Origin of the sequence: Nitrosomonas sp. Nm166 (genome assembly GCF_900112825.1) — a bacterium.
Classification (GTDB): domain Bacteria; phylum Pseudomonadota; class Gammaproteobacteria; order Burkholderiales; family Nitrosomonadaceae; genus Nitrosomonas.
In genome coordinates, this window is the sequence record NZ_FONE01000037.1 from 1 (window position 1) to 21,446 (window position 21,446).

The window sequence follows — 21,446 nt, forward strand, 5'->3', positions numbered from 1 at the left end:
CGAAAAGCTCATATCAATTAACTCAATTGTATGATTAAAAACACTATTATATCATTAATCGCATCTGAAACTGGCTCTGACCGTGCAAAGTTCTCCCAATATGTGTATGCTAAATTGTCTAGAAACTGGGAAGCATGCGCTTCCTAATCAGGCAAAAGCTCTGCGAAGCGCAAAAGGATGCTGTTGCTGAAGGAGAACATTCAGTGATGTCTAAAAGTGACTTGATGGAAACGGAAAACCGGTTAATTAAATGGAGTGTCGGCTTAGCAGTGGTGCAAGCAGCAGTTATTGTGGCGCTGATTAAGCTGCTTTAATTTGCTACCACATAATAAAGGGGATCACTTTCCTTGAGTGATTGGCTTGCCCGATGACTAAATAACTAATAGCTTGCCCCATTCTGTGTTATATCAATAGCAATGATTCTTGGGTTGTTGGGGTGGGCTGCTAACAATTATTTAACAGTAAGTGCTGTGGTTCTTTTTTTATCAATGATTGGCTTAATAGGTGTAGTCGGCTTTGGTGTTTGGAATTATAAAAAGATAAAACAATTACTGGAGAGATTAGAAAATGCTGAATAGTATATTAATGGGAATGATGGGGTGTATTTTTATTGTTTTTGTATATTATCTTGCTTATGACGCTTGGAAAGATTATTCAAGAAAAAATGATTAAGAAGTGAATTTGACTTCATAGAAAAGGAGCGGCCTCATTGATTGGCCCTTGATGATTGAGGGCATGCTCACGATTACACATGAAAGTTTTATCTTAGAATTATCCTAACTAAAGAGGTACTATTAAGAGTCAGGATATCTCTTCACTTAACCGCTGGCAAATCAAAAACGGGTCATCGGCCTGAGTGATCGGTCTGCCAATGACTAAATAACTTGATCCATTTTGTATGGCTTGCCGGGGTGTGGTAATTCTTTTCTGATCATCAGCTTGGCCACCGGCCAGCCGAATGCCGGGAGTCACCAGGATAAAGTGATCACCTACTAACTGGCGCAAATGCGCCGTTTCCAGCGCTGAACAAACCACGCCATCCAGTGCACAGTCATCAGCTAATCGCGCCAGGCGCTCCACAATTTCCTCAGGTTGGCCTTGCAAACCAATATCGGCAAGATCGTCCTGATCCATACTGGTCAGTAATGTAACTGCAATAAGTTTGGTCGATCCTGATGGTATTGCCTCGCGCGCAGCCATTAACATTTTCCGGCCACCCAGTGCGTGTACATTCATCATCCATACACCCAGGCTAGCGGCGGCTTTGCAAGCGTTTGCCACGGTATTGGGGATATCGTGGTATTTCAGGTCCAGAAAAATATCGAACCCTTTGAGCATCAGTTTTTCAACCAGTTGCGGACCCGCAGCGGTAAAGAGTTCCTTTCCCACCTTCAGGCGGCATACCTGAGGCGCCAACCTGTCAGCTAAATTTAAGGCATCTGCCGCACGGCTGAAATCAAGTGCAACGATGACGCGAGGGTCATTCATGACAGAGCTGGTTATTTGCTTGAACGAGGGCTGCGGCGTGCAAATAATAGCGTGATTAAAGTACCCAGTGTAAAGAATATTAAAAGCGCGACACTGAGCGGGAGCTCGATGGATTGATCCAGGTAATATTGCAACATGATAGGTTGTGAGTTTTTGGATGCAAAAACAGCAAGGATTACAAAAACTACAATACGCAAAAGCCATGCGAGTAGATTCATCATGATGAGTTAGCCCGTACGAGTTGATAAGGGATTAATTATATATTTTTACTGCCCTGAGTAAAATTTGGGTAGCCAGTTGCTAAGATATTTAATATCTATGCGGCTGACTGTCCCAATTAAAACTAAGCCAATTAAAACTAAGCATCATTGCTTCAGTGTTTATTATTTATTATTTATTATTTATTATCTTTATAATCAACACGCTCTCGCATTTCTTTACCGGCTTTAAAATGCGGAACGTATTTTTCCGGCACCTTGACTTTTTCGCCAGATTTGGGATTGCGACCGATACGCGGAGGTCGGTAGTTTAGATCAAAACTACCAAAACCGCGTATTTCGATGCGCTGGCCCTTGGATAAGCTTTTTGCCATAGCATCGATAATGGTTTTGACAGAGAGCTCAGCATCTTTGGTAACCAATTGCGGGAAGCGTGCCGCAAGTCGAGTAATTAATTCAGATTTTGTCATGAATTTTCCTTATTGCTCTGTATTTTTGCTATCCATTTTAGCTTTCAACAAGGCACCCAGGCTGGTTGTGCCCGCACTTACAGGTGTTTTAATTTTTTGCATGGCGCTGGCTTCGTCAGATTTATCTTTCGCTTTAATGGAAAGATTAATGGTGCGGTTTTTGCGATCGACATTAATGATCATGGTCTCGACTTTATCGCCTTCTTTTAAATGAGTGCGAATGTCTTCAACGCGATCACGCGAAACTTCAGATGCGCGTAAATAACCTTCCACCTCATCGGTCAGCGCAATGACAGCACCTTTGGCATCAATCGATTTCACCGTACCTTCTATAATACTGTTTTTATCGTGCTCTGCGACGAAGCTGGTGAATGGGTCACTTTCCATTTGTTTGATGCCGAGTGAAATGCGTTCGCGTTCCACATCGATAGATAAAATGACCGCCTCTACTTCATCGCCTTTTTTATAATTAAGAACCGCTTCTTCTCCCGGTTGATTCCAGGATAAGTCAGACAAATGCACAAGGCCATCAATATTGCCAGGTAGTCCAATAAATACACCAAAGTCTGTGATCGATTTGATTTGCCCGCTGACTTTATCGCCTTTTTCATGGCTTGCAGCAAATTCTTCCCATGGATTAGGCTGGCATTGCTTCATGCCCAGCGAGATGCGACGGCGCTCTTCGTCAATCTCAAGAATCATGACCTCGACTTCATCTCCCAGCTGAACGACCTTGGATGGGTAGACATTTTTATTCGTCCAGTCCATTTCAGAAATATGCACCAGTCCTTCAATGCCTTGCTCGATCTCAATAAATGCGCCATAGTCGGTCAAATTGGTCACCTTGCCAAATAGACGGGTGCGTGGTGGATAGCGTCGTGACAGACCAACCCATGGATCTTCGCTCAATTGTTTCATGCCCAGGGATACACGGTTCTTTTCCTGATCGAACTTGAGCACCTTGGCAGTGACTTCATCTCCAATATTAACCACTTCGGATGGATGTTTTACACGACGCCATGCCAGATCGGTAATATGCAGTAATCCATCAATGCCGCCTAAATCGACAAAGGCGCCGTAATCGGTAATATTCTTGACCACGCCATGCACGACGGCCCCTTCTTGCAAGTTGGACAATAAGGTCTCGCGGTCTGCGCCTTGTGTTGCTTCCAATACGGCGCGGCGCGAAACTACCACATTATTGCGCTTGCGATCCAGTTTGATGACTTTGAAGTCCATTTCCTTATTTTCATAAGGGGTCGTGTCCTTAACAGGACGGATGTCGACCAGTGAGCCTGGCAAAAATGCGCGAATACCGTTGATCATGGCAGTCAAGCCGCCTTTGACTTTGCCGTTTACCAGGCCAGTAACAACTTTGCCACTTTCCATTGCTTCTTCCAGATCATGCCAGGCAGTCAGGCGCTTGGCCTTGTCGCGCGAGAGGCGTGTTTCTCCATACCCATCTTCCAGAGATTCAATGGCTACGGTGACAAAATCTCCTGGCTTAGCTTCAATTTCACCACGATCATTTTTAAATTCTTCGACAGGAATAAAGCTTTCTGATTTGAGTCCGGCATTAACGACAACGATATTGTAGTCAACACGAACAACTTCGGCGGTGATGACTTCACCAACGCGCATTTCTTGACGCGAGAGACTTTCTGCGAAGAGGGTAGCGAAACTTTCTGGTGATTTCTGGGTTGGATTCTGGGTTGGAGTTTGGGTTGCAGTGGCAGCTTTAGTCATTATATAAAAAATACCTAATTAATGTAATGCCCTGCCTGGTTTGACCTGGCAGGCTGGGTTAGTTAATAAAATGTTTGAAAAATAAACCACTTCCTTCTTTCTTCAGAAAGAAGTAATGCGATTCATCTTCAAACGCGAATTTTTGCAAAGATTTCATTATACCAGCAGAGAACAGCATCTTGTGCCTGGGATATGGTGAGTGAAGTGGTATCAAGCAATTTTGCATCGGTGCTTTGCTGTAAGGGAGCGATGCTGCGATTGCTATCGCGTTCATCACGTTTCTGAATATCCTGCAATAAATCAATTATATTAGCATTTATTCCTTTTTCCTTCAACTGCTTATATCGCCTTTGTGCGCGAATCTCGGCACTGGCCGTAAGAAATATTTTCAGAATGGCGTTGGGAAAGATGACGGATCCCATGTCACGTCCATCCGTAACCAAGCCAGGCGGCTGACGGAATTTGCGCTGACGTTCTGTAAGCGCTTCCCGAATTTGTGGATAAGCTGCTAATTGAGAGGCTAAAATGCCACATTCTTCAGTGCGGATGTCATCGGTAACGTTTTTGCCATCGAGATAAATGACCTCATTTTTAAATAATACATTCAGGTTTCTGGCGATATCTGCGAGCAAGTCTTTATCTTCAATATCTGCCTGGGATTGTGCCGTTTTTAATGCAACCAACCGGTAAAGCGCGCCACTGTCCAGATAGTGAAACCCGAGTTTTTTGGCAACCAATTGAGCAATAGTGCCCTTGCCGGATGCAGATGGTCCATCAATGGCGATAACAGGAATTTCATCGGCTTGCAGGTAATCATTCATATTGGGATCGAGGATTTGGTGGGGTTTATTTTATTTTCCGGATGGGTGATTTGAGAAAATTTTTCAAAATAGTGAGGGAATGTTTTTGTAACGCAATCCGGATCATTGATGCGTATAGGCGCACCGAGTGATGCCAGAGAAAAGCACATCGCCATGCGATGATCATCATAAGTATCAATGGCTGCATGTGGAATCAGGCCATTGACAGGTGGAATGATGCGTAAATAATCTGCGCCTTCTTCGACAGTTGCGCCGAGTTTGCGAAGTTCAGTGGACATGGCAGTGAGGCGATCCGTTTCTTTCAAACGCCAGCTGGCAATGTTGCGCAATGTTGTAGCACCCTCAGCAAATAATGCAGTTACTGCAAGCGTCATCGCGGCATCGGGGATATGATTGCAATCTAAATCAATGGCCTGCAGAAATTTTCCGGTGTGGCCTGTTTCTGCGTTGCTGGCTTCAATCCAGTTTTCTCCCATGGCTATTTTTGCTCCCATCATTTCCAGTGCTGCGGCAAAGCGCACATCACCTTGGGCACTATCGCGGCCAACGCCCTGAACACGCACCGGACCACGCCCGATTGCGCCTGCGGCGAGAAAATATGAGGCTGAGGATGCATCACCTTCAATGGTAATATGACCTGGGCTACGGTAACCTTGGTGTGCTGGTATGCTAAATTGCTGCCAATCGGTCCGCTCCACATTTACGCCAAACCGCTGCATTTGCGCGAGCGTCAATTCAATATAAGGCTGTGAGATTAAAGTACCCGATACCTGGATAATGGATTTTTTCTCACTTAGCGGCAGCGCCATCAGTAGCCCGGTCAGGAACTGGCTGGAAACATTGCCTTTCATAGTAACAAAATAGGTATTGCTTTCGATAAATGAATCCATAGGCTTGATTTCCAGAGGAGGAAAGCCAGAATTGGCCAAGTAAATAATATTCGCACCTAGCTGACGTAATGCGTCCACTAAGTCTGCAATCGGTCGTTCATGCATGCGCGATACGCCGGATAATCGATAATGCCCATGCATTAAAGATAATACTGCGACTAAAGGTCGAAAAGCGGTGCCTGCGTTACCGAGAAATAAGTCAGCTTGTTTAACTGGAAATGTTCCGTTTCCTCCAATAATGCTGTAATCGTTCTTGTCTATTTGTGTGATCGAGATGCCTAATTTGGTAAGTGCGTCCAGCATCCGTGCCGTATCATCAGAAGCTAATAAATCATGAACTTGTGTGGTACCTTCCGCTAATGCGGCCAATAACAAAATCCGGTTGGAGATACTTTTTGATCCCGGTAATTGCACCATGCCGCGGGCAGTTTTTACAAAGGGAAGATCAAGCCATTTCATGATGTGTAAGATGTTAAAATGAGTAGATGATATCGCATAAAAACATTCGGAAAATATAAATTTTATTAATTCTTCAAGCTATCAATAGCTGTACTGAAGTGATCTGGATTGATTCACTAATTTTGGAAAGGTTCTTTATCAAACTCTCTTGTTTAAGGTAATCTATCGTGTTTGATACTGAATGAAGGGCATCTTTTTTGCTTGCGATACTTTAAAAGATGCCGTTTTTGATGCCGGATTAATTGGCGCACGTTAAAATTGTTGTACTATTTTTACAGAAAAAAGAGGTTGTGAATGGAAGATGCAGAAATTGCCTTGATGTTTTCTTTGCTGGCTATTCCTGTCGCCATCTGGCTACAGTTATGGGTAAAGAGTCGCAGAGCGAGGCGCAAAAACGTTTTGGGGGAAGAAGAATTTGAAAATACAGCGTGGGCGCTTTTTTCTATCGTTATAGAGGGGACCGCGATTGTGGGAGGGCTCATCATGATTATCATAGGTTCCAGTGGGGTGATTAAGTACATCATCAACTTTTATACCTGATCTTCACTGTGCATAGGCAAACCAGATATTCGGGCGATCAAAGGCTAAAGGATGCCCGAATGTTTTTCTGAGGTAACGGGTGTAGTTTTTTGGTAAAAATAAAAAGCTCCAAATTTTTTCTTTTCAAGAAGCTGTTTTGGTTGCTGTATTTTTTGGTTGTTTGGTTTTTGATTTGGCTTCAGTTGTTTTCTTGGGAGCTTTCTGCTCAAACTCAAAACCTATCTTACCATCCTCATTCCTGACTAAGTAGGCTGAAAAAGGTCTGCCTTTCTTGGAAATGAATTTGGTAAGCAGATCTGTTTTTCCCGTTTCCAGCAGTTTGGTCACTTGCTCACGTTCTATGGGACGCTCGAGGATAATCTTTCCTGTTTTAAAATCACATGTTCGGTTTGCACCAACAGATTTCTCACAGACATAATGCAGGCCATGCTCATAAACCACATGATGGCATTTTGGGCATTCACCTAAAGGAGTTTGATCACTGAAATCAACTTCTTCATGATTCTCATCATGAATCCCGAAATCAAACTTCATTTCAAAGTTGTCGGTGAGTTTGATAATGGCATTAAACGATTGCCCCGTTTTGCTGCGAAACCCTTGCAGTGGACCTACCTCGCGCTGGGTGATTAAAGTTTCCATTTCTTCAACTTCAAACTGGCGTCCTGCCAGGATTTTCCAGAGGGCAAAATCGCATTTCTGGCATTGGAATTTTTTATAAGTTTCGTGCACGATGCCGCCGCATTTGGGGCAAGGTGATTTAAGGACGGCGAAATCACCGGCAATGGTTTCTCCGCGGTAAGTTTTGGCCTGCTCCACTATATGGCGCGTCATTTCGGCGATTTTTTCCATAAATGCGGTGCGTTTTAAATGACCTTGCTCAATTTGACGTAATTGAAATTCCCAGTTACCGGTTAGCTCAGGTGATATCAATTCAGGAATCTGCAGGCCACGTAGTAATGTAATCAGTGAAAAGGCCTTGGCAGTTGGATGCAGTTCGCGTCCCACGCGCTGGAGATATTTTTCTAATACCAGGCCTTCAATAATGGCTGCGCGTGTTGCTGGTGTACCTAAACCCTTTGCACTCATGGCTGCGCGTAATTCCTCATCTTCTACCAGTTTGCCTGCTCCTTCCATTGCCGAAAGAAGTGTTGCTTCGTTAAATCTTGCCGGTGGGCGAGTCTGATGGGCAATAATTTTGATATCTTCGGTAGCGACGAGTTCTCCAGGCGTTATTGCCACGAGTGTTGTATCATCTTGCTGATCATCCAAGTTGGCAGATTTGCCATAAACCGCTTGCCAGCCTGGATTAACCATGACTTTGCCTTCAGTTCTGAAAGGCTCATTTTCAACCCGGGTGATGCGGGTAGTCACCAGAAATTCGGCAGCCGGAAAGAAAATGGCCAAGAAGCGTTTGGTAACCAGATCATGCAGCTTTGCTTCGGCTTCATTTAATTTTGCTGGATTGAGTGCAGTCGGGATAATGGCAAAGTGATCCGAGATCTTGGTGTTATTAAAAATGCGTTTGTTGGGGGTAACCCAGTTTGATGCCAAGATCTGCCGGGCAAATTTTCCATAGTTGGTATTTTCCAGGTTTTGCAAGGTATCTTTAACAGTATCGATATAATCTTCCGGCAGTGCGCGGGAGTCTGTTCGCGGATAAGTCAATACCTTATGTTTTTCGTACAAAGCCTGCGCCAGGCCGAGTGTGACCTTGGCAGAAAAACCAAAACGACTATTGGCATCTCGTTGTAAGCTGGTCAGATCATAAAGCAACGGGCAGATTTCTTTGCTGGGTTTGCTTTCTTCGTTTACTTGACCAGGTTTTCCCTGGCATCTGTCACGAATAGCCTCGGCTTTTTGCTGCTCCCATAATCGCTCAGGTTTTAACTCCTGATTGACTTTATCTTTGCTGAATTTTTCATCAAACCACTTGCCGATGTAGTTGCCTTTGTCGGTTGCGAATGTGGCATGGACTTCCCAATAATCCTGAGGACGGAATTTTTTGATTTTTTCTTCACGTTCGACAAGTATCGCCAAGGTAGGTGTTTGCACCCGACCGACCGTAGTTTTATGAAATCCGCCTTCCTGGGAATTAAAAGCAGTCATGGCGCGCGTGCCATTAATCCCAACCAGCCAGTCTGATTCTGAACGGCTAACAGCAGCTTCAGCGAGTGACTGGACTTGTGAACTATCCAATAATTTGTTAAATCCTTCACGGATCGCATCGGGTGTCATGGATTGCAGCCAAAGCCGTCTGACGGGCTTTTTAGTACCTACATGACGCAGAATATAAGAAAAAATCAATTCGCCTTCACGCCCTGCATCACATGCGTTGATCAGGGTATCCACGTCTTTACGTTTGATGAGTTTACTGAGAAGCTTTAGGCGTGATGAAGTTTTTTCAATCGGACTCAAGTCAAAGTACGGGGGAATAATCGGCAAATTTGCAAAATTCCATTTCCCGCGTTTTACTTCATATTCTTCCGGAATGGCCAGTTCAAGCAAATGTCCCACCGCCGAAGAGACGATATATTGATCGCTCTCGAAGTAATCGGTTTGTTTTGCGAAATTACCCAGTGCTCGCGCAATATCGGCTGCAACAGAAGGTTTCTCAGCAATGATCAATGACTTACTCATGAACTTCCTACGATGGAATATGCATCAATGCATTACCAAGCATGATAATGACTGCTGAATGGACATTATGAATAAAGGTTGCAAGCATATCTGATGAGTGTTTTTAAATATATTCACTCTAACGATTGTTCGCCATGACTACCTAAAGAATACGATTTAAGCTTAGTGCCAATAATGAGAGTCACTGACAACCATCAATTTTGCAAGGATCGTGTCATCAGTGAGCTGGTTCTGAATCCATAGTTCTGTTAAAACGATCAATTTGATTTTTTCAAGACTGGACGATTTTTCATCCATCGTTAGCACTCGATCAATTAATAATTCTCGCTGTAACGGATTAATGATACCGGCTTGCTCTAAGAAGGTAATAAATCCTCGTCCTTCGGTATCGATTTTTTCCATTTCAAAATCCGTGTAACAGCGGAATGAATCGTTTTCAGCGAGGCTGGCGGAATAATTACCAATATCATGTCGTTCAAGCTCTGAAAGCCAATCCAGCGTTTCGGTAATATCCTCATCCGCAAAGCCGGCCATGGCGAGTTTGCGAGTCAGCGTGGCGGAATCCGGATAGCTGCCCGAATCAAAATAGTTTTCAAATAAATAAACAAGTATATCGAACATGTGTTTTAGTAAGTTACAAGTATGTTTACAGAATCAGCAGTTTCTGGTTGACTCTCAGTCAAATATTATTGAATTCTCTGATAGTATCCACCTGGCAAACTGCTAACTTGACCATCAAGCTCAAGCGTTAATAGCATGGCTGATACTACTTCAGCCGTCAAGCCACTTCGGGCGCACAAAGTATCCATGTCAATGACGTCATAACCTAGGTGTTTGAGTAACAGTGTATTTTCAGTTACTTCTCCAATCGAGAGTTCTTCTTTCCTGGGTTTGACAATGGTTGATGGGAGACAGTTTAATTCGTCCAGAATATCTTGAGTACTCTCTACCAATTTTGCGCCCTGTTTAATCAATGCATGACAGCCCTTTGAAAGAGGTGAATGAATAGAGCCTGGGATTGCCAAGACCTCACGTCCCTGATCCAGAGCCTGTCGTGCTGTAATGAGTGATCCACTGCGCAATGCGGCTTCTATCACCAGGCAGCCCTGACTCATGCCGCTGATGATGCGGTTTCTGCGTGGAAAATTTCTTCCAATGGCAGGTGTGCCGAGTGGAAATTCGGAAATCAATGCCCCTTCTTTTGCTAACTTATGGGCGAGGGGATGATTTTTTGCGGGATAAACAATATCCAGGCCAGTACCGACAACAGCAATACTGCCAGCAGAGCCGCGCAAGCCGCCCTGATGAGCAGCTGTGTCGATGCCCAATGCCAGGCCACTGATGATGCAAAGCCCGGCATTACTGGCAGCCTCAGAAAAAGCTTCGGCATTGGATAAGCCTTGCGGTGTGGCATTACGGCTACCTACGACCGCCAGAGCAGGTTGCCGTAAAAGCTCCCTGCGTCCCTTGAAATAAAGTAATGGGGGTGGGTCGGCAATATTGAGTAGTTGCACCGGGTAGTCAGGATCAGCCAAAGTAATGATGGCATTGCTTGGGGCTTCTAGCCATTTAAATACCTCAGCAATTTTATTGTGATCAGCTCCTTGCCTGATACGCTGGGCGACTGGATTTTTCACCATGCGCTCGAGTGCAGTGATAGGTGCCGCAAGGATAGCCGCAGGATGACCGAAGGCGACCAGAAGCCGGCGAATTGATTCGCCGCCCAAACCATCAATCAGGTTAAGGTTTAGCCATGATTCGATATCTGGTGCATGTTTCATGAATGTACAGCATGGATTAGGGAGTTTTTACCGCATCGAGAACTCGGATGGAATGTGTGCTTTGTACGACCAGTGCATAGGATATTTTATCAAAAACACGAAATATAAATACCAATCCGGTCCTTTCATCCGGTAATTGTACCATTTCCCCTTTGAGAGATTTGGCTTGACTTTTTCGATAAATAGCCAGTACATGTCCCATTTCCAGACCATCCAGTTTGCCTTTATTCAATGTAACAATGGCACCTCTGCCAATTTCAGTGACGCCGCCATAAACTGAAATAATTCGCCCGTGAATGGGAATCTCCGGTGCATGAGGTGCGTAATTATTAAATATGAGATCGGGCGAAGGAACCAGACGATCGCTTCTCAGAATCTCTTCTTTAGCGCGCGTTATGATTACCGTGCTTACATCAGCAAAAACATTGGCCTTGGCATTCCCCAAGTAAGTTGCCTCATAACCGAGAATTTGCCCCTTCTGGTCGGGATCTGTAAGCGCCTTGCCAGGACGGAAAATTTGCCAGGCAGTACCTTTATCTTCAGGTAAGCCGCTCACGTAAACCGTGTTGCCAGTGCTCAAAGCAACCCGGCCTTCACTGGAGCCCAGTATGTATGGCGCTTTGTCAAGGCCATCTTTTTCAATGATTAACGGCTGGCTTAAAAAAGGCTCAATGGTGGCTGCCGGAATACTGGGAATAGCCGCAGTGACCGATTGCTCTGTGCGAATCTTGGGCGATAATTTAATTGTTTTAATGGAGCTTTTGTCTTCTGCAAGACGTAATCGAATGCCATGCAGTGATTTTTCCAGTATTACAATATCGCCGGGGTAGATTTTGTGCGGATTTTTGACTTGCTCGCGATTTAATCCCCAAATTTCAGGCCAACGCCAGGGATCTATAAGAAATCGGGACGCGATTCCCCATAAAGTATCGCCTGGCACGACAACATGGTGATCTGGCGTATCGCTTCGCAGTATAATGCTCTCCGTTTTGGCTGCGGTAGCACAAAGCAGGCCTAGGGATAAAATCACAGCTATAATAGGTTGTTGCATGGATGGCTCCGCTGGCGAATTAATTGTAGAGGACATAGAATGATTGGCTAATCATACGGTCTAACTAATCATTTTATTTATTAAGCTACACATTTTTTTCATGGCTATTTTGAAAATATTACAATACCCGGATGAAAGACTGCATACGGTAGCGGCTCCCGTAGCACAAGTCACTGACGAAATTCGTTTGTTAGTAAAAGACATGGCTGACACGATGTACGCTGCGCCTGGAATAGGGCTAGCAGCAACGCAAGTGGATGTTCATAAGCGTGTTATTGTGATTGACGTTTCTGAAACGCATGATCAGCTACTTGTTTTGATCAACCCGGAAATTATCGCCAGTAACGGTATATCTGATTATGAGGAGGGCTGCCTGTCGGTTCCAGGTATTTATGGAAAAGTGCAGCGCGCTGAATCTGTCACTGTAAGAGCCTGGAATGCTGAAGGGGAATCCTATGTTTTGGATGCCAACGGATTGCTGGCAGTATGTATTCAGCATGAAATGGATCATTTGGCTGGAAAAGTATTTGTTGAATACTGGTCACAACTCAAGCAATCGCGTATGCTGGCGAAACTAAAGAAAAAACAGCGGAGCGCCATACACGTGTAAGTGTGCTTTTATAAGAGCTGTCTAACATAAAAAACCTGCCAGTGAATATTTTCCTTCCAGTGACATTGAATAGGATCAGAACGACGATATAGATGAGTAAGTCGATTCGTTTAAGATGAAAATTATTTTCGCTGGAACCCCTGTTTTTGCCGCTACTGCACTGGATGCATTAATCAAAGCAAAGCATGAGATCATGCTTGTGTTAACTCAACCAGACCGTCCCGCTGGTCGGGGAATGAAGCCGGGGGGCAGTGCGGTCAAGTTACTTGCCGAGCAGCACGGCCTTGCATTATTGCAGCCGTTAACGCTTAAAACTCCCGATATACAAGCGCAGTTGCGAGCATTGAATGCAGATGTGATGGTTGTAGCGGCGTATGGGTTAATTCTACCGCAAGCCGTATTAAATATTCCTCATCTGGGGTGTTTGAATATCCACGCCTCGCTACTGCCGCGTTGGCGTGGTGCTGCACCGATTCAGCGTGCTATTTTGGCAGGCGATCATGAGACTGGCATTACGATCATGCAGATGGATGCAGGGTTGGATACTGGCGCGGTTTTATTAACACATCGGGTGGTCATCACTCCAGATGATACCACGCAATCATTGCACGACAAGCTAAGCCTCCTGGGGGCGCAGAGTATTGTTGAGGCGCTGGCATTATTGCAGCAGGGTAAGCTGGTTCCTGTCATGCAGGGCGAAACGCAAGCTTGCTATGCGGCCAAAATAAAAAAAACTGAAGCAGCAATTGACTGGCACCAGAGTGCGGAGCAAGTGGATCGCGTTGTGCGAGCGTTTAACCCAACTCCAGGTGCCTATACTTATTTTCGTGATAGCGTTTTGAAAATTTGGCAAGCTAAATCGATTGCAGGGAAGACTGGCAAACCTGGTGAAATTGTCGCAGTCGATCGTGAAGGTATTACAGTGGCATGCCATTCTGGCATGCTACGGGTTGAAATGGTGCAGAAGCCCGGAGGCAAGAAATTAAATGTAATAGATTTTCTAGCTGGCAATAATGTGCAGCCGGGCGACTATTTTCTAGCAGTGGATCATTTTGCCGCACAGTATGATTAAAGCACAGCTTGTTGCCACTTCTGTAATCGGCAAGGTACTGGCTGGAGCCAATTTAACCGGAGTGCTACAGGAGGTGTGGCGTGCTGAGCCCATGTTGTCGAAGCAGCAGAGAGGCGCCATTCAAGATTTGAGTTATGGTGTGTTGCGTTTTTATGCACAACTCGAAGCAATCCTCGGCTTTTTACTGAAAAAAACGTTGCATGATAGGTCTCTGTATCATTTGCTACTGGTAAGTTTATATCAATTGCAATACAGTAAGGCACCTTCGCATGCAGTGGTAAACCAGGCGGTTTCAGCCTCACGTTACTTAGTGCAGGGAAAAGGAATCCAGGGGCTGGTAAATGCGATATTGCGCAGTTTTATCCGGCAGCGTGAAGATTTATTAAAAAAAGCTGCTGAAAAGGATGTTAGTAGTTATTCGTATCCGCAATGGTGGATCGACAAGCTGCGATTGCAATATCCATGGAATTTTCAAGCGATCTTGCAAGCAGGCAATAAACGTCCTCCGATGACTTTGCGGGTTAATCAGCGGAAAATCGGCGTGGAAGATTATCGTCAGTTGCTGTCAGAGAAATCAATGCCTGCTGAATGGTTATGGTCTGGTGCGCTGCAACTGAGTCAGCCGGTAATGGTGGAGAATCTGCCAGGTTTTAATGAAGGCTTGGTGACCGTGCAAGACGCGGGAGCGCAGCTTGCGGCAACATTTTTAGATGTGCATGATGGCATGCGGGTATTGGATGCCTGTGCTGCACCCGGAGGTAAAGGCACACATTTGCTGGAATTGGCGGATGTGTCGTTAACGCTATTAGATAATGATTCGGCAAGGCTTGCTCAGGTGCAACAGAATCTTGAGCGCCTGAATATGACAGCAGATTTGGTATGTGGCGATGCATCGAATCCCGATATGTGGTGGGATGGTCAGCCGTTTGATCGTATTCTGGCTGATGTGCCTTGTTCTGCATCCGGTGTGGTATGCCGGCATCCAGATATTAAATGGCTGCGACGCGAGAGTGATTTGATTAAGTTTGCAACAACTCAGCAGGCAATTCTCGATGCTTTATGGAAAATTTTGAGGAAGAATGGTAAGTTGCTGTATGTAACCTGCTCAGTCTTTGCTGAGGAAAATACCATGCAAATAGAAAAATTCCTTAAACATCATCCTGATGCATGTCCATTACCGCTTTCTGGGGTAGCCATGATAGACGGGCAATTGTTACCAGATATTCAGCATGATGGTTTCTTTTATACCTTGTTGCATAAAATTTAATCGAAGTATGTGGCGAATATGGTTGTTTTATATCAATCCAATACTTTTGCTGTTGATTCTGTCATTACCTGTCGCGATCGCACAAGCGGAGGGTATCTGGATAAAGTCTGTTACGCTGACAGCGGTTAAGCAGGATTATGAGATCAGTGTTGACTCTGAAATCGTTCTTAACGCGACGTTGGAGCAAGCGCTTGAAAAAGGTATTGTGCTGTATTTTGTGACTAAATTCAGTTTGGTTGATTCGCGCTGGTATTGGCTTAACGACGAGGTTGTGCGCGGTAAATTAAGAGTCGGGCTAAGATATTATGCGCTTACACGTCAATACCATTTGAACTACCCCTCATTTTCGCAGAGCTTTAACACATTAAAGGAAGCGTTACAGGCTTTGGGTCAATTGCATGGTTATCCATTAACCATCAAATCTGAGTTGAAACAAGATATCGACTATATTGCCTCGTTACGCATGTGGCTTGACTTGACACGCATGCCCAAACCATTCCAGATAGAAGCGCTGGGTTCCAGTCAATGGAATCTGAGTTCGGATAAATTGGAATGGCGAATGAAGTTACCAACACCAGAGCAGCCAGTGCAAGTTAAAGGCGACTAATGAAATATGTCCTGATTATTGGCGCAGGATTGGGGGCAGTTATGCTTTTCCTGCTGGCTACAGCAGGCGCCAATACTGAGTTTTTTGAGCGGAAATATCGGCTGTTGCTCGGTATTAATATCGCCTTTGTATTATTTCTCATGGTTATCGTGGGATTTTTATTGTGGCGGTTCAGGCGCAGGCTCAAATCAGGTGTATTCGGGTCCAGACTGGCACTGCGTTTAATGCTGGTTTTTTCATTGATGGCCATCCTTCCCGGTGTTCTAGTATACGCAGTATCTGTTCAATTTCTTGAAAAAAGTATCGAATCCTGGTTTGATGTGAAGGTGGATCGTGCCCTCGAAGGCGGTCTGAATCTGGGACATACCATGCTTGAGAGCCTGTTGGAGGAGTTACAAAAGAAAGCACAAGCTACTGCGCTGATATTGTCTGAATCTTCTAATCCACCTTTGCTGGTGCTCAACGAATTACTGTTGCAATCACAAGTTGAAGAAGCGACTTTGTTTAATCAGGATGGCAAAGTCATTGCATTTTCCAGTGAAAGTAATTCGGTGCTATTTCCTGATGTGCCTAACACAATGGTCATGCGGCATATTCGAATTCAAAAGGCTTATAGTGCGGTTGAATCCATTGCAGAGAAAGGTTTGTATTTACGCGTGGTTGCTCCTGTTAATGTGTTGAGTCTAAAAGAGGATATTCGGCTGCTTCAGCTGTTGCAGCCGGTTCCTGTGCAATTGGCAAAAGATGCTGAGAGAGTACAGGCAGGATATCAGGATTATCAGGAACTTTCTTTGTCGCGCCAGGGATTAACCCGGTTGTATAGTGTCACATTGACACTGGCACTGTTATTGTCGCTATTTTCGGCGTTAGCGACAGCTTCTTTGCTCAGTGAGAGGCTGAGCGCACCGCTAGGCATGCTGGCAGAGGGCACGCGCGCTATTGCGCAAGGCGACTACAGCCGTCGACATTTGGTGCAGAGCCGCGATGAGCTGGGTGTACTGACAGAGTCTTTTAATCTGATGACGCAGCAATTGGAAGAAGCGCAAGCCACAGCGCAGCATAATCAACAGCAAGTGGAAAGTGCGCGCGCGCATCTGGAAAGTATTCTGGCCAATCTTTCATCCGGTGTATTGGTGTTTGATGATCAACTGGTCTTATCCAAGGCAAATCGTAGTGCAGAACAGATCCTGCAGGTACCGCTGATTAGTCTGGATGGTTCAATCATTGAAGGGTGTGTGGACAATGAGCCGCAGTTAAACGTCCTGGTTGGTGAAATCAAAGAGGGTTTTAACTCTGGAGCAGCCGGTGTTTGGGAGCGTCAATTGACACGCTTAAACGATGGTCGCAATCAGGTTTTACTGATTCGAGGGACGCGCCTACCGCAGATATCAGGTGGTGGAGGCGTAGTAGTTTTTGACGATATCACTCATTTATTGCAAGTGCAGCGTGCGGTCGCCTGGGGCGAAGTGGCACGTCGACTGGCGCATGAGATTAAAAATCCACTGACCCCTATTCAACTTTCCGCCGAACGGGTGCAGCATAAGCTAATTCATAAACTTGATGAAGATGATGCAAGAATATTGCGGCGTTCTACCGAAACAATCGTCAATCAGGTCGAAGCCCTAAAGAAAATGGTAAATGAATTTAATCAATATGCGCGCGTTCCTGAATTAGATTTACATCAGCTCGATTTTAATCGGTTGGTGCGGGAAGTGCTGTCATTATATGAAACAACTCATATGGCAACTGATCATAATAAGCACATACAAATCAAGCAGACATTGGCAGAGGATTTGCCAGCGGTCAGAGGGGACTCTGCACAGTTACGGCAGGTGCTGCACAATTTACTGCAAAATGCTCAGGATGCATTAGTTGACATAGCAGAACCTCTGATAGAGGTGAAAACCGAGATGGTACATGGAGGTGTGCAATTGAGTATACGTGATAATGGCTGCGGCTTCTCAGATGAGACCAAAGCTCGGGTTTTTGAACCCTATGTGACTACTAAGCAGAAAGGAACAGGATTAGGTTTACCGATTGTGAAAAAAATTGTTGAGGAGCATGCAGGGCTTATCCATATTGAGAATATTAAACCGCATGGTGCGCAAATTTCAATTATCTTGCCAACGGTAGAAAAACATATATCAGCAAGAGATATCAAGTTGGCATGAATGGCCTCATGAAAATGAATAATGGAGATAAACAAGAGTTTGCTATTAATCAACTAATTAGGCAAACTGGAAGATTGATGGATAACTCTTGAAATTGACAGTTGTGCATAAGCTGATTAGATTCCGGCAGCGGAGAAGAATTTTAAATGATAACAAACAATACAATACTTGTTGTTGATGACGAAATTGGCATACGTGAATTGCTGTCTGAAATTTTGCGTGATGAAGGCTATCGGGTGGCGTTGGCAGAGAATGCCGAACAAGCCCGAGTTTGGCGTAGTCAGACACGCCCAGATCTGGTGTTGTTAGATATCTGGATGCCTGACACCGATGGTATTACCTTGCTGAAAGATTGGGCCAGTAACGGCATGCTGACAATGCCAGTCATTATGATGTCGGGGCATGGCACCATAGATACAGCGGTTGAAGCGACACGTATCGGTGCATTTGGTTATTTGGAGAAACCGATACCATTGCAGAAGTTGCTCAGTACCGTCAGCAAAGCTTTGCGAGGAGGCCAAAGCAAACAACATTTAGCACTTTCACTTGCCAGTTTAGGCAAAGGCCCTTTAATTGCAGATCTTAGAAAAAAATTAGAGCAAGTTGCCAATCTGAAAACTCCCTTGCTTTTAATGGGCGAGCCAGGTGTTGGTGCGGAAATCTGCGCACGATTTATGCACCGCCCTAACACGCCTTGGGTGGAACCAGAAACATTGGTATCGTTGGCTGAATCGCCATTGGATTTGTTAGAGCTTGCACGTGATGGTTTATTGTTTCTTAAAGACGTAGGTGAAGTCAATAAATTAGCCCAAAAAGGCTTATTGCTGTTGTTGAGTAAACTGGACAAATATAATGTACGGTTGGTTTGTGCAACCTCTCAGCCGTTAGCGGAATTGACAGCACAGGGAGCTTACCACCCTAAGCTCTATGAGGCGCTTAGTAGCTTAAGTATTGGAATTCCAACACTAAGGGCACATCGAGAAGATATTCCTGAATTAGCCAACCAAATTTTGTCGCGTTTTGTTGAGTCGGGTGAGGCTTCACCAGCATTGCAGTTCAGTACTGCTGCGCTAAATTGTTTACGAAATTATGATTGGCCTGGTAATCTCACCCAGCTAACGGGTGTCGTGCATTCATTGGCATTAACATGTACGGGGGATGAGATTTCAGTCGAAGCTGTTCAGCAAGCTATGGCTTTTCCAGAATCAGCCTTAACCTCAGTAACTCCAGAAATTCCCCTTGACCTTTCATTGCGTGAAGCGCGTGATTTATTTGAGAAAACTTATTTTGAAAGGCTGATCGATCAAGAAAATGGCAATATGACGCGCGTTGCTGAGCGAGCTGGATTAGAGCGCACTCATCTTTATCGCAAGATAAAATTGTTGGGAATCAAACTGCGAGGAAACTGACGGCATAAAGAAATTTTACCGCTACTGGATTGGTTTTAATGCTTAAAATGAAGGTCTCTAGTTGTCGTCTTATCCATCTTAAGAGATAATGCTTAATTTGCCAATGATGCGTAGTAAATATGCAAGTGGTTACCATTTTTATTATTTGTTGAAAATATAAGGGAGTTAGTATCAAATGGGTACATTCAAGGATTTTGACGCGCCGGTGTTTAAGGATTTGACCAGTGCGATTCGTGCATTGGCGATGGATGCCGTGCAAAAAGCCAATTCTGGTCATCCTGGTATGCCGATGGGTATGGCCGAAATCGCTGAGGTGCTGTGGATGCATCATCTGCGTCATAATCCTAGCAATCCAGAGTGGGTAGACCGTGATCGGTTTGTTCTTTCCAATGGGCATGGGTCAATGCTGATCTATGCGCTACTGCATTTGACAGGCTATGATCTGCCAATGGAAGAGATCAAGCGTTTCCGACAACTCCATTCCAAGACACCTGGGCATCCAGAATATGGTTATACGCCTGGCATCGAAACCACAACCGGTCCCTTAGGTCAAGGAATTACCAATGCGGTAGGGATGGCGCTGGCGGAAAAAGTGCTGGCTGCTGAATTTAATCGCCCAGGCTACAATATTGTGGATCACTATACCTATGTTTTTCTGGGCGATGGCTGCCTGATGGAAGGTATCTCCCACGAAGCCTGTTCTTTGGCAGGCACTTTGGGGTTAGGCAAGCTGATTTGTTTCTATGACGATAATGGTATTTCCATTGATGGCCATGTGGAAGGTTGGTTTACCGATGATACACCGAAAAGGTTTGAATCCTATGGCTGGCACGTCGTGCCCAATGTGGATGGTCATAATCCGGTGGCGATTGAGGCAGCAATTGAAGCTGCTAAGCGAGCAAACGATAAACCGTCGATGATTTGTTGCAAGACAGTGATCGGATTGGGTTCACCCAATTTGGCCAATACGCATTCAGTGCACGGTGCTGCACTGGGAGATGCAGAAATTGCTGCAGCACGTCCGCACATCGGCTGGCACCATCCACCTTTTGAGATTCCACAAGATGTTTATAGTGCCTGGGATGCAAGAGCGAAAGGCCAGAAACTTGAAACAGAATGGAATGAGAAATTCGCTGAGTTTTCAGAAAAGTATCCTGCAGAAGCTGCTGAATTCAATCGCCGGATGGGGGGCGATTTGCCAGCAAATTGGCGCAGTCATGTGGATAGCTTGATTAATCAGATCAATGCGAAGGCAGAAACAATCGCTAGCCGTAAAGCCTCACAAAATGCCATTGAAGGCTTGGCACCCATTCTGCCAGAATTGATCGGCGGTTCTGCGGATCTGGCCGGATCCAATCTAACTTTATGGTCTGGCTCAAGGGGAATCGGCCGGGACGAAGGTGGTAATTATATTTACTATGGCGTGCGTGAATTTGGTATGAGCGCCATCATGAACGGATTATCCTTGCACGGCGGTTTAATTCCTTATGGCGCTACTTTCCTGATGTTTTCAGAATATGCCCGTAATGCGCTACGGATGGCCGCATTGATGAAAATCCGCAATATATTCGTATTCACTCATGATTCGATCGGTTTAGGTGAAGATGGTCCAACGCATCAACCTGTAGAGCAAACGGCTACCCTGCGTTATATTCCCAATATGGATGTTTGGCGTCCCTGCGATACGGTTGAATCAATGGTTTCATGGGCGTGTGCCATTGAGCGTAAAGAAGGCCCTTCCACACTGATATTCAGCCGTCAAAATCTGCCTTTCCAAAAGCGTGAGGCGGACACAATTAAACTGATTGAAAAAGGTGGTTATGTCTTATCTGAAGCAGACAATGGCAAACCACAGGCAATCCTAATTGCGACAGGCTCCGAGGTCGGCTTGGCCATAAATGCACAAAAAACATTAGCTGGCGAGGGTATTCAGGTACGCGTTGTTTCCATGCCTTGCACCAATGTATTTGATCGTCAGGAATCATCCTACAAAGACAGTGTCTTGCCAAATGGCCTTAAACGCGTTGCCGTAGAAGCAGGTGTGGCAGATTTTTGGCGTAAGTATGTCGGACTGGACGGTGCGGTGGTGGGTATTAACACTTTTGGCGAATCGGCGCCCGCGGATGTGCTATTCAAGCATTTTGGTTTTACCGTCGAAAACGTGGTCAAGACAGTAAAAAGTATTCTCTAATTATTCATTTTATGATTA

Annotated in this window: 19 protein-coding genes; 9 read left to right on the top strand and 10 right to left on the bottom strand. The window is 45.0% G+C overall.

The genetic code is table 11. The annotated features are described in order from the left end of the window. Window positions 1–416 precede the first annotated feature (416 nt). Window positions 417–578, top strand: coding sequence for a hypothetical protein (locus tag BM021_RS15575; protein ID WP_177186362.1), 162 nt, complete (start codon window positions 417–419; stop codon window positions 576–578). Window positions 579–801: 223 nt separating this feature from the next. On the opposite strand, the gene pyrF is transcribed toward BM021_RS15575, so the two are convergent. From pyrF to aroA, 6 genes are all read right to left on the bottom strand, one after another. Next, window positions 802–1,488, bottom strand: coding sequence for an orotidine-5'-phosphate decarboxylase (gene pyrF / locus BM021_RS10890; protein WP_090721062.1), 687 nt, complete (start codon window positions 1,486–1,488; stop codon window positions 802–804). A gap of 11 nt (window positions 1,489–1,499) precedes the next feature. Further along, on the bottom strand, window positions 1,500–1,709 hold the full coding sequence (locus BM021_RS10895) for a lipopolysaccharide assembly protein LapA domain-containing protein (RefSeq protein ID WP_090721063.1): 210 nt from the start codon (window positions 1,707–1,709) through the stop codon (window positions 1,500–1,502). Between the two features lie 176 nt (window positions 1,710–1,885). Continuing rightward, entirely contained in the window at window positions 1,886–2,176 is a 291-nt protein-coding gene (locus BM021_RS10900) for an integration host factor subunit beta (protein WP_090721064.1), read from the bottom strand. Between the two features lie 9 nt (window positions 2,177–2,185). Further along, window positions 2,186–3,922, bottom strand: a complete 1,737-nt coding sequence (gene rpsA, locus BM021_RS10905; RefSeq protein ID WP_090721065.1) for a 30S ribosomal protein S1 — start codon at window positions 3,920–3,922, stop codon at window positions 2,186–2,188. Between the two features lie 128 nt (window positions 3,923–4,050). Next, window positions 4,051–4,743, bottom strand: a complete 693-nt coding sequence (gene cmk / locus BM021_RS10910; protein WP_090721066.1) for a (d)CMP kinase — start codon at window positions 4,741–4,743, stop codon at window positions 4,051–4,053. After that, complete coding sequence (aroA, locus tag BM021_RS10915) at window positions 4,740–6,092, bottom strand: 3-phosphoshikimate 1-carboxyvinyltransferase (protein ID WP_090721067.1); 1,353 nt, start codon at window positions 6,090–6,092, stop codon at window positions 4,740–4,742. The genes cmk and aroA overlap by 4 nt, the downstream gene beginning before the upstream one ends. A 294-nt stretch (window positions 6,093–6,386) precedes the next feature. Here aroA and BM021_RS10920 point away from each other — a divergent pair, with 294 nt between their 5' ends. After that, a complete protein-coding gene (locus BM021_RS10920) occupies window positions 6,387–6,632 on the top strand; it encodes a hypothetical protein (RefSeq protein WP_090721068.1) in 246 nt (81 codons plus the stop codon). Window positions 6,633–6,755: 123 nt separating this feature from the next. On the opposite strand, the gene BM021_RS10925 is transcribed toward BM021_RS10920, so the two are convergent. The 4 genes from BM021_RS10925 to BM021_RS10940 form a co-directional block, all read right to left on the bottom strand. Continuing rightward, a complete protein-coding gene (locus BM021_RS10925) occupies window positions 6,756–9,269 on the bottom strand; it encodes a DNA topoisomerase III (protein WP_090721069.1) in 2,514 nt (837 codons plus the stop codon). Window positions 9,270–9,431: 162 nt separating this feature from the next. After that, entirely contained in the window at window positions 9,432–9,890 is a 459-nt protein-coding gene (locus BM021_RS10930; protein ID WP_090721070.1) for a Smg family protein, read from the bottom strand. Window positions 9,891–9,955: 65 nt separating this feature from the next. After that, window positions 9,956–11,050 (bottom strand): DNA-processing protein DprA, encoded by a 1,095-nt coding sequence (gene dprA / locus BM021_RS10935; RefSeq protein ID WP_090721071.1) that lies wholly within the window; start codon window positions 11,048–11,050, stop codon window positions 9,956–9,958. 16 nt (window positions 11,051–11,066) lie between these two features. After that, window positions 11,067–12,101, bottom strand: a complete 1,035-nt coding sequence (locus tag BM021_RS10940; protein ID WP_090721072.1) for a LysM peptidoglycan-binding domain-containing protein — start codon at window positions 12,099–12,101, stop codon at window positions 11,067–11,069. Between the two features lie 100 nt (window positions 12,102–12,201). Here BM021_RS10940 and def point away from each other — a divergent pair, with 100 nt between their 5' ends. The 7 genes from def to tkt all read left to right on the top strand — a co-directional run bounded on the left by def (window position 12,202) and on the right by tkt (window position 21,428). Beyond that, on the top strand, window positions 12,202–12,711 hold the full coding sequence (gene def, locus BM021_RS10945) for a peptide deformylase (RefSeq protein WP_090721073.1): 510 nt from the start codon (window positions 12,202–12,204) through the stop codon (window positions 12,709–12,711). Between the two features lie 115 nt (window positions 12,712–12,826). Next, window positions 12,827–13,783, top strand: a complete 957-nt coding sequence (fmt, locus tag BM021_RS10950) for a methionyl-tRNA formyltransferase (RefSeq protein WP_090721074.1) — start codon at window positions 12,827–12,829, stop codon at window positions 13,781–13,783. Then, complete coding sequence (gene rsmB / locus BM021_RS10955) at window positions 13,776–15,050, top strand: 16S rRNA (cytosine(967)-C(5))-methyltransferase RsmB (RefSeq protein ID WP_090721075.1); 1,275 nt, start codon at window positions 13,776–13,778, stop codon at window positions 15,048–15,050. The genes fmt and rsmB overlap by 8 nt, the downstream gene beginning before the upstream one ends. Window positions 15,051–15,057: 7 nt before the next feature. Beyond that, entirely contained in the window at window positions 15,058–15,657 is a 600-nt protein-coding gene (locus BM021_RS10960) for a DUF4390 domain-containing protein (RefSeq protein WP_090721076.1), read from the top strand. Beyond that, a complete protein-coding gene (locus tag BM021_RS10965) occupies window positions 15,657–17,828 on the top strand; it encodes a sensor histidine kinase (protein WP_090721077.1) in 2,172 nt (723 codons plus the stop codon). The genes BM021_RS10960 and BM021_RS10965 overlap by 1 nt, the downstream gene beginning before the upstream one ends. Window positions 17,829–17,974: 146 nt before the next feature. Further along, window positions 17,975–19,237 (top strand): sigma-54-dependent transcriptional regulator, encoded by a 1,263-nt coding sequence (locus BM021_RS10970; protein WP_090721078.1) that lies wholly within the window; start codon window positions 17,975–17,977, stop codon window positions 19,235–19,237. Window positions 19,238–19,412: 175 nt separating this feature from the next. Further along, window positions 19,413–21,428 carry a transketolase gene (gene tkt, locus BM021_RS10975; protein WP_090721079.1) on the top strand — a complete coding sequence of 672 codons (2,016 nt, stop codon included), beginning with the start codon at window positions 19,413–19,415 and terminating at the stop codon, window positions 21,426–21,428. Window positions 21,429–21,446: the final 18 nt, after the last annotated feature.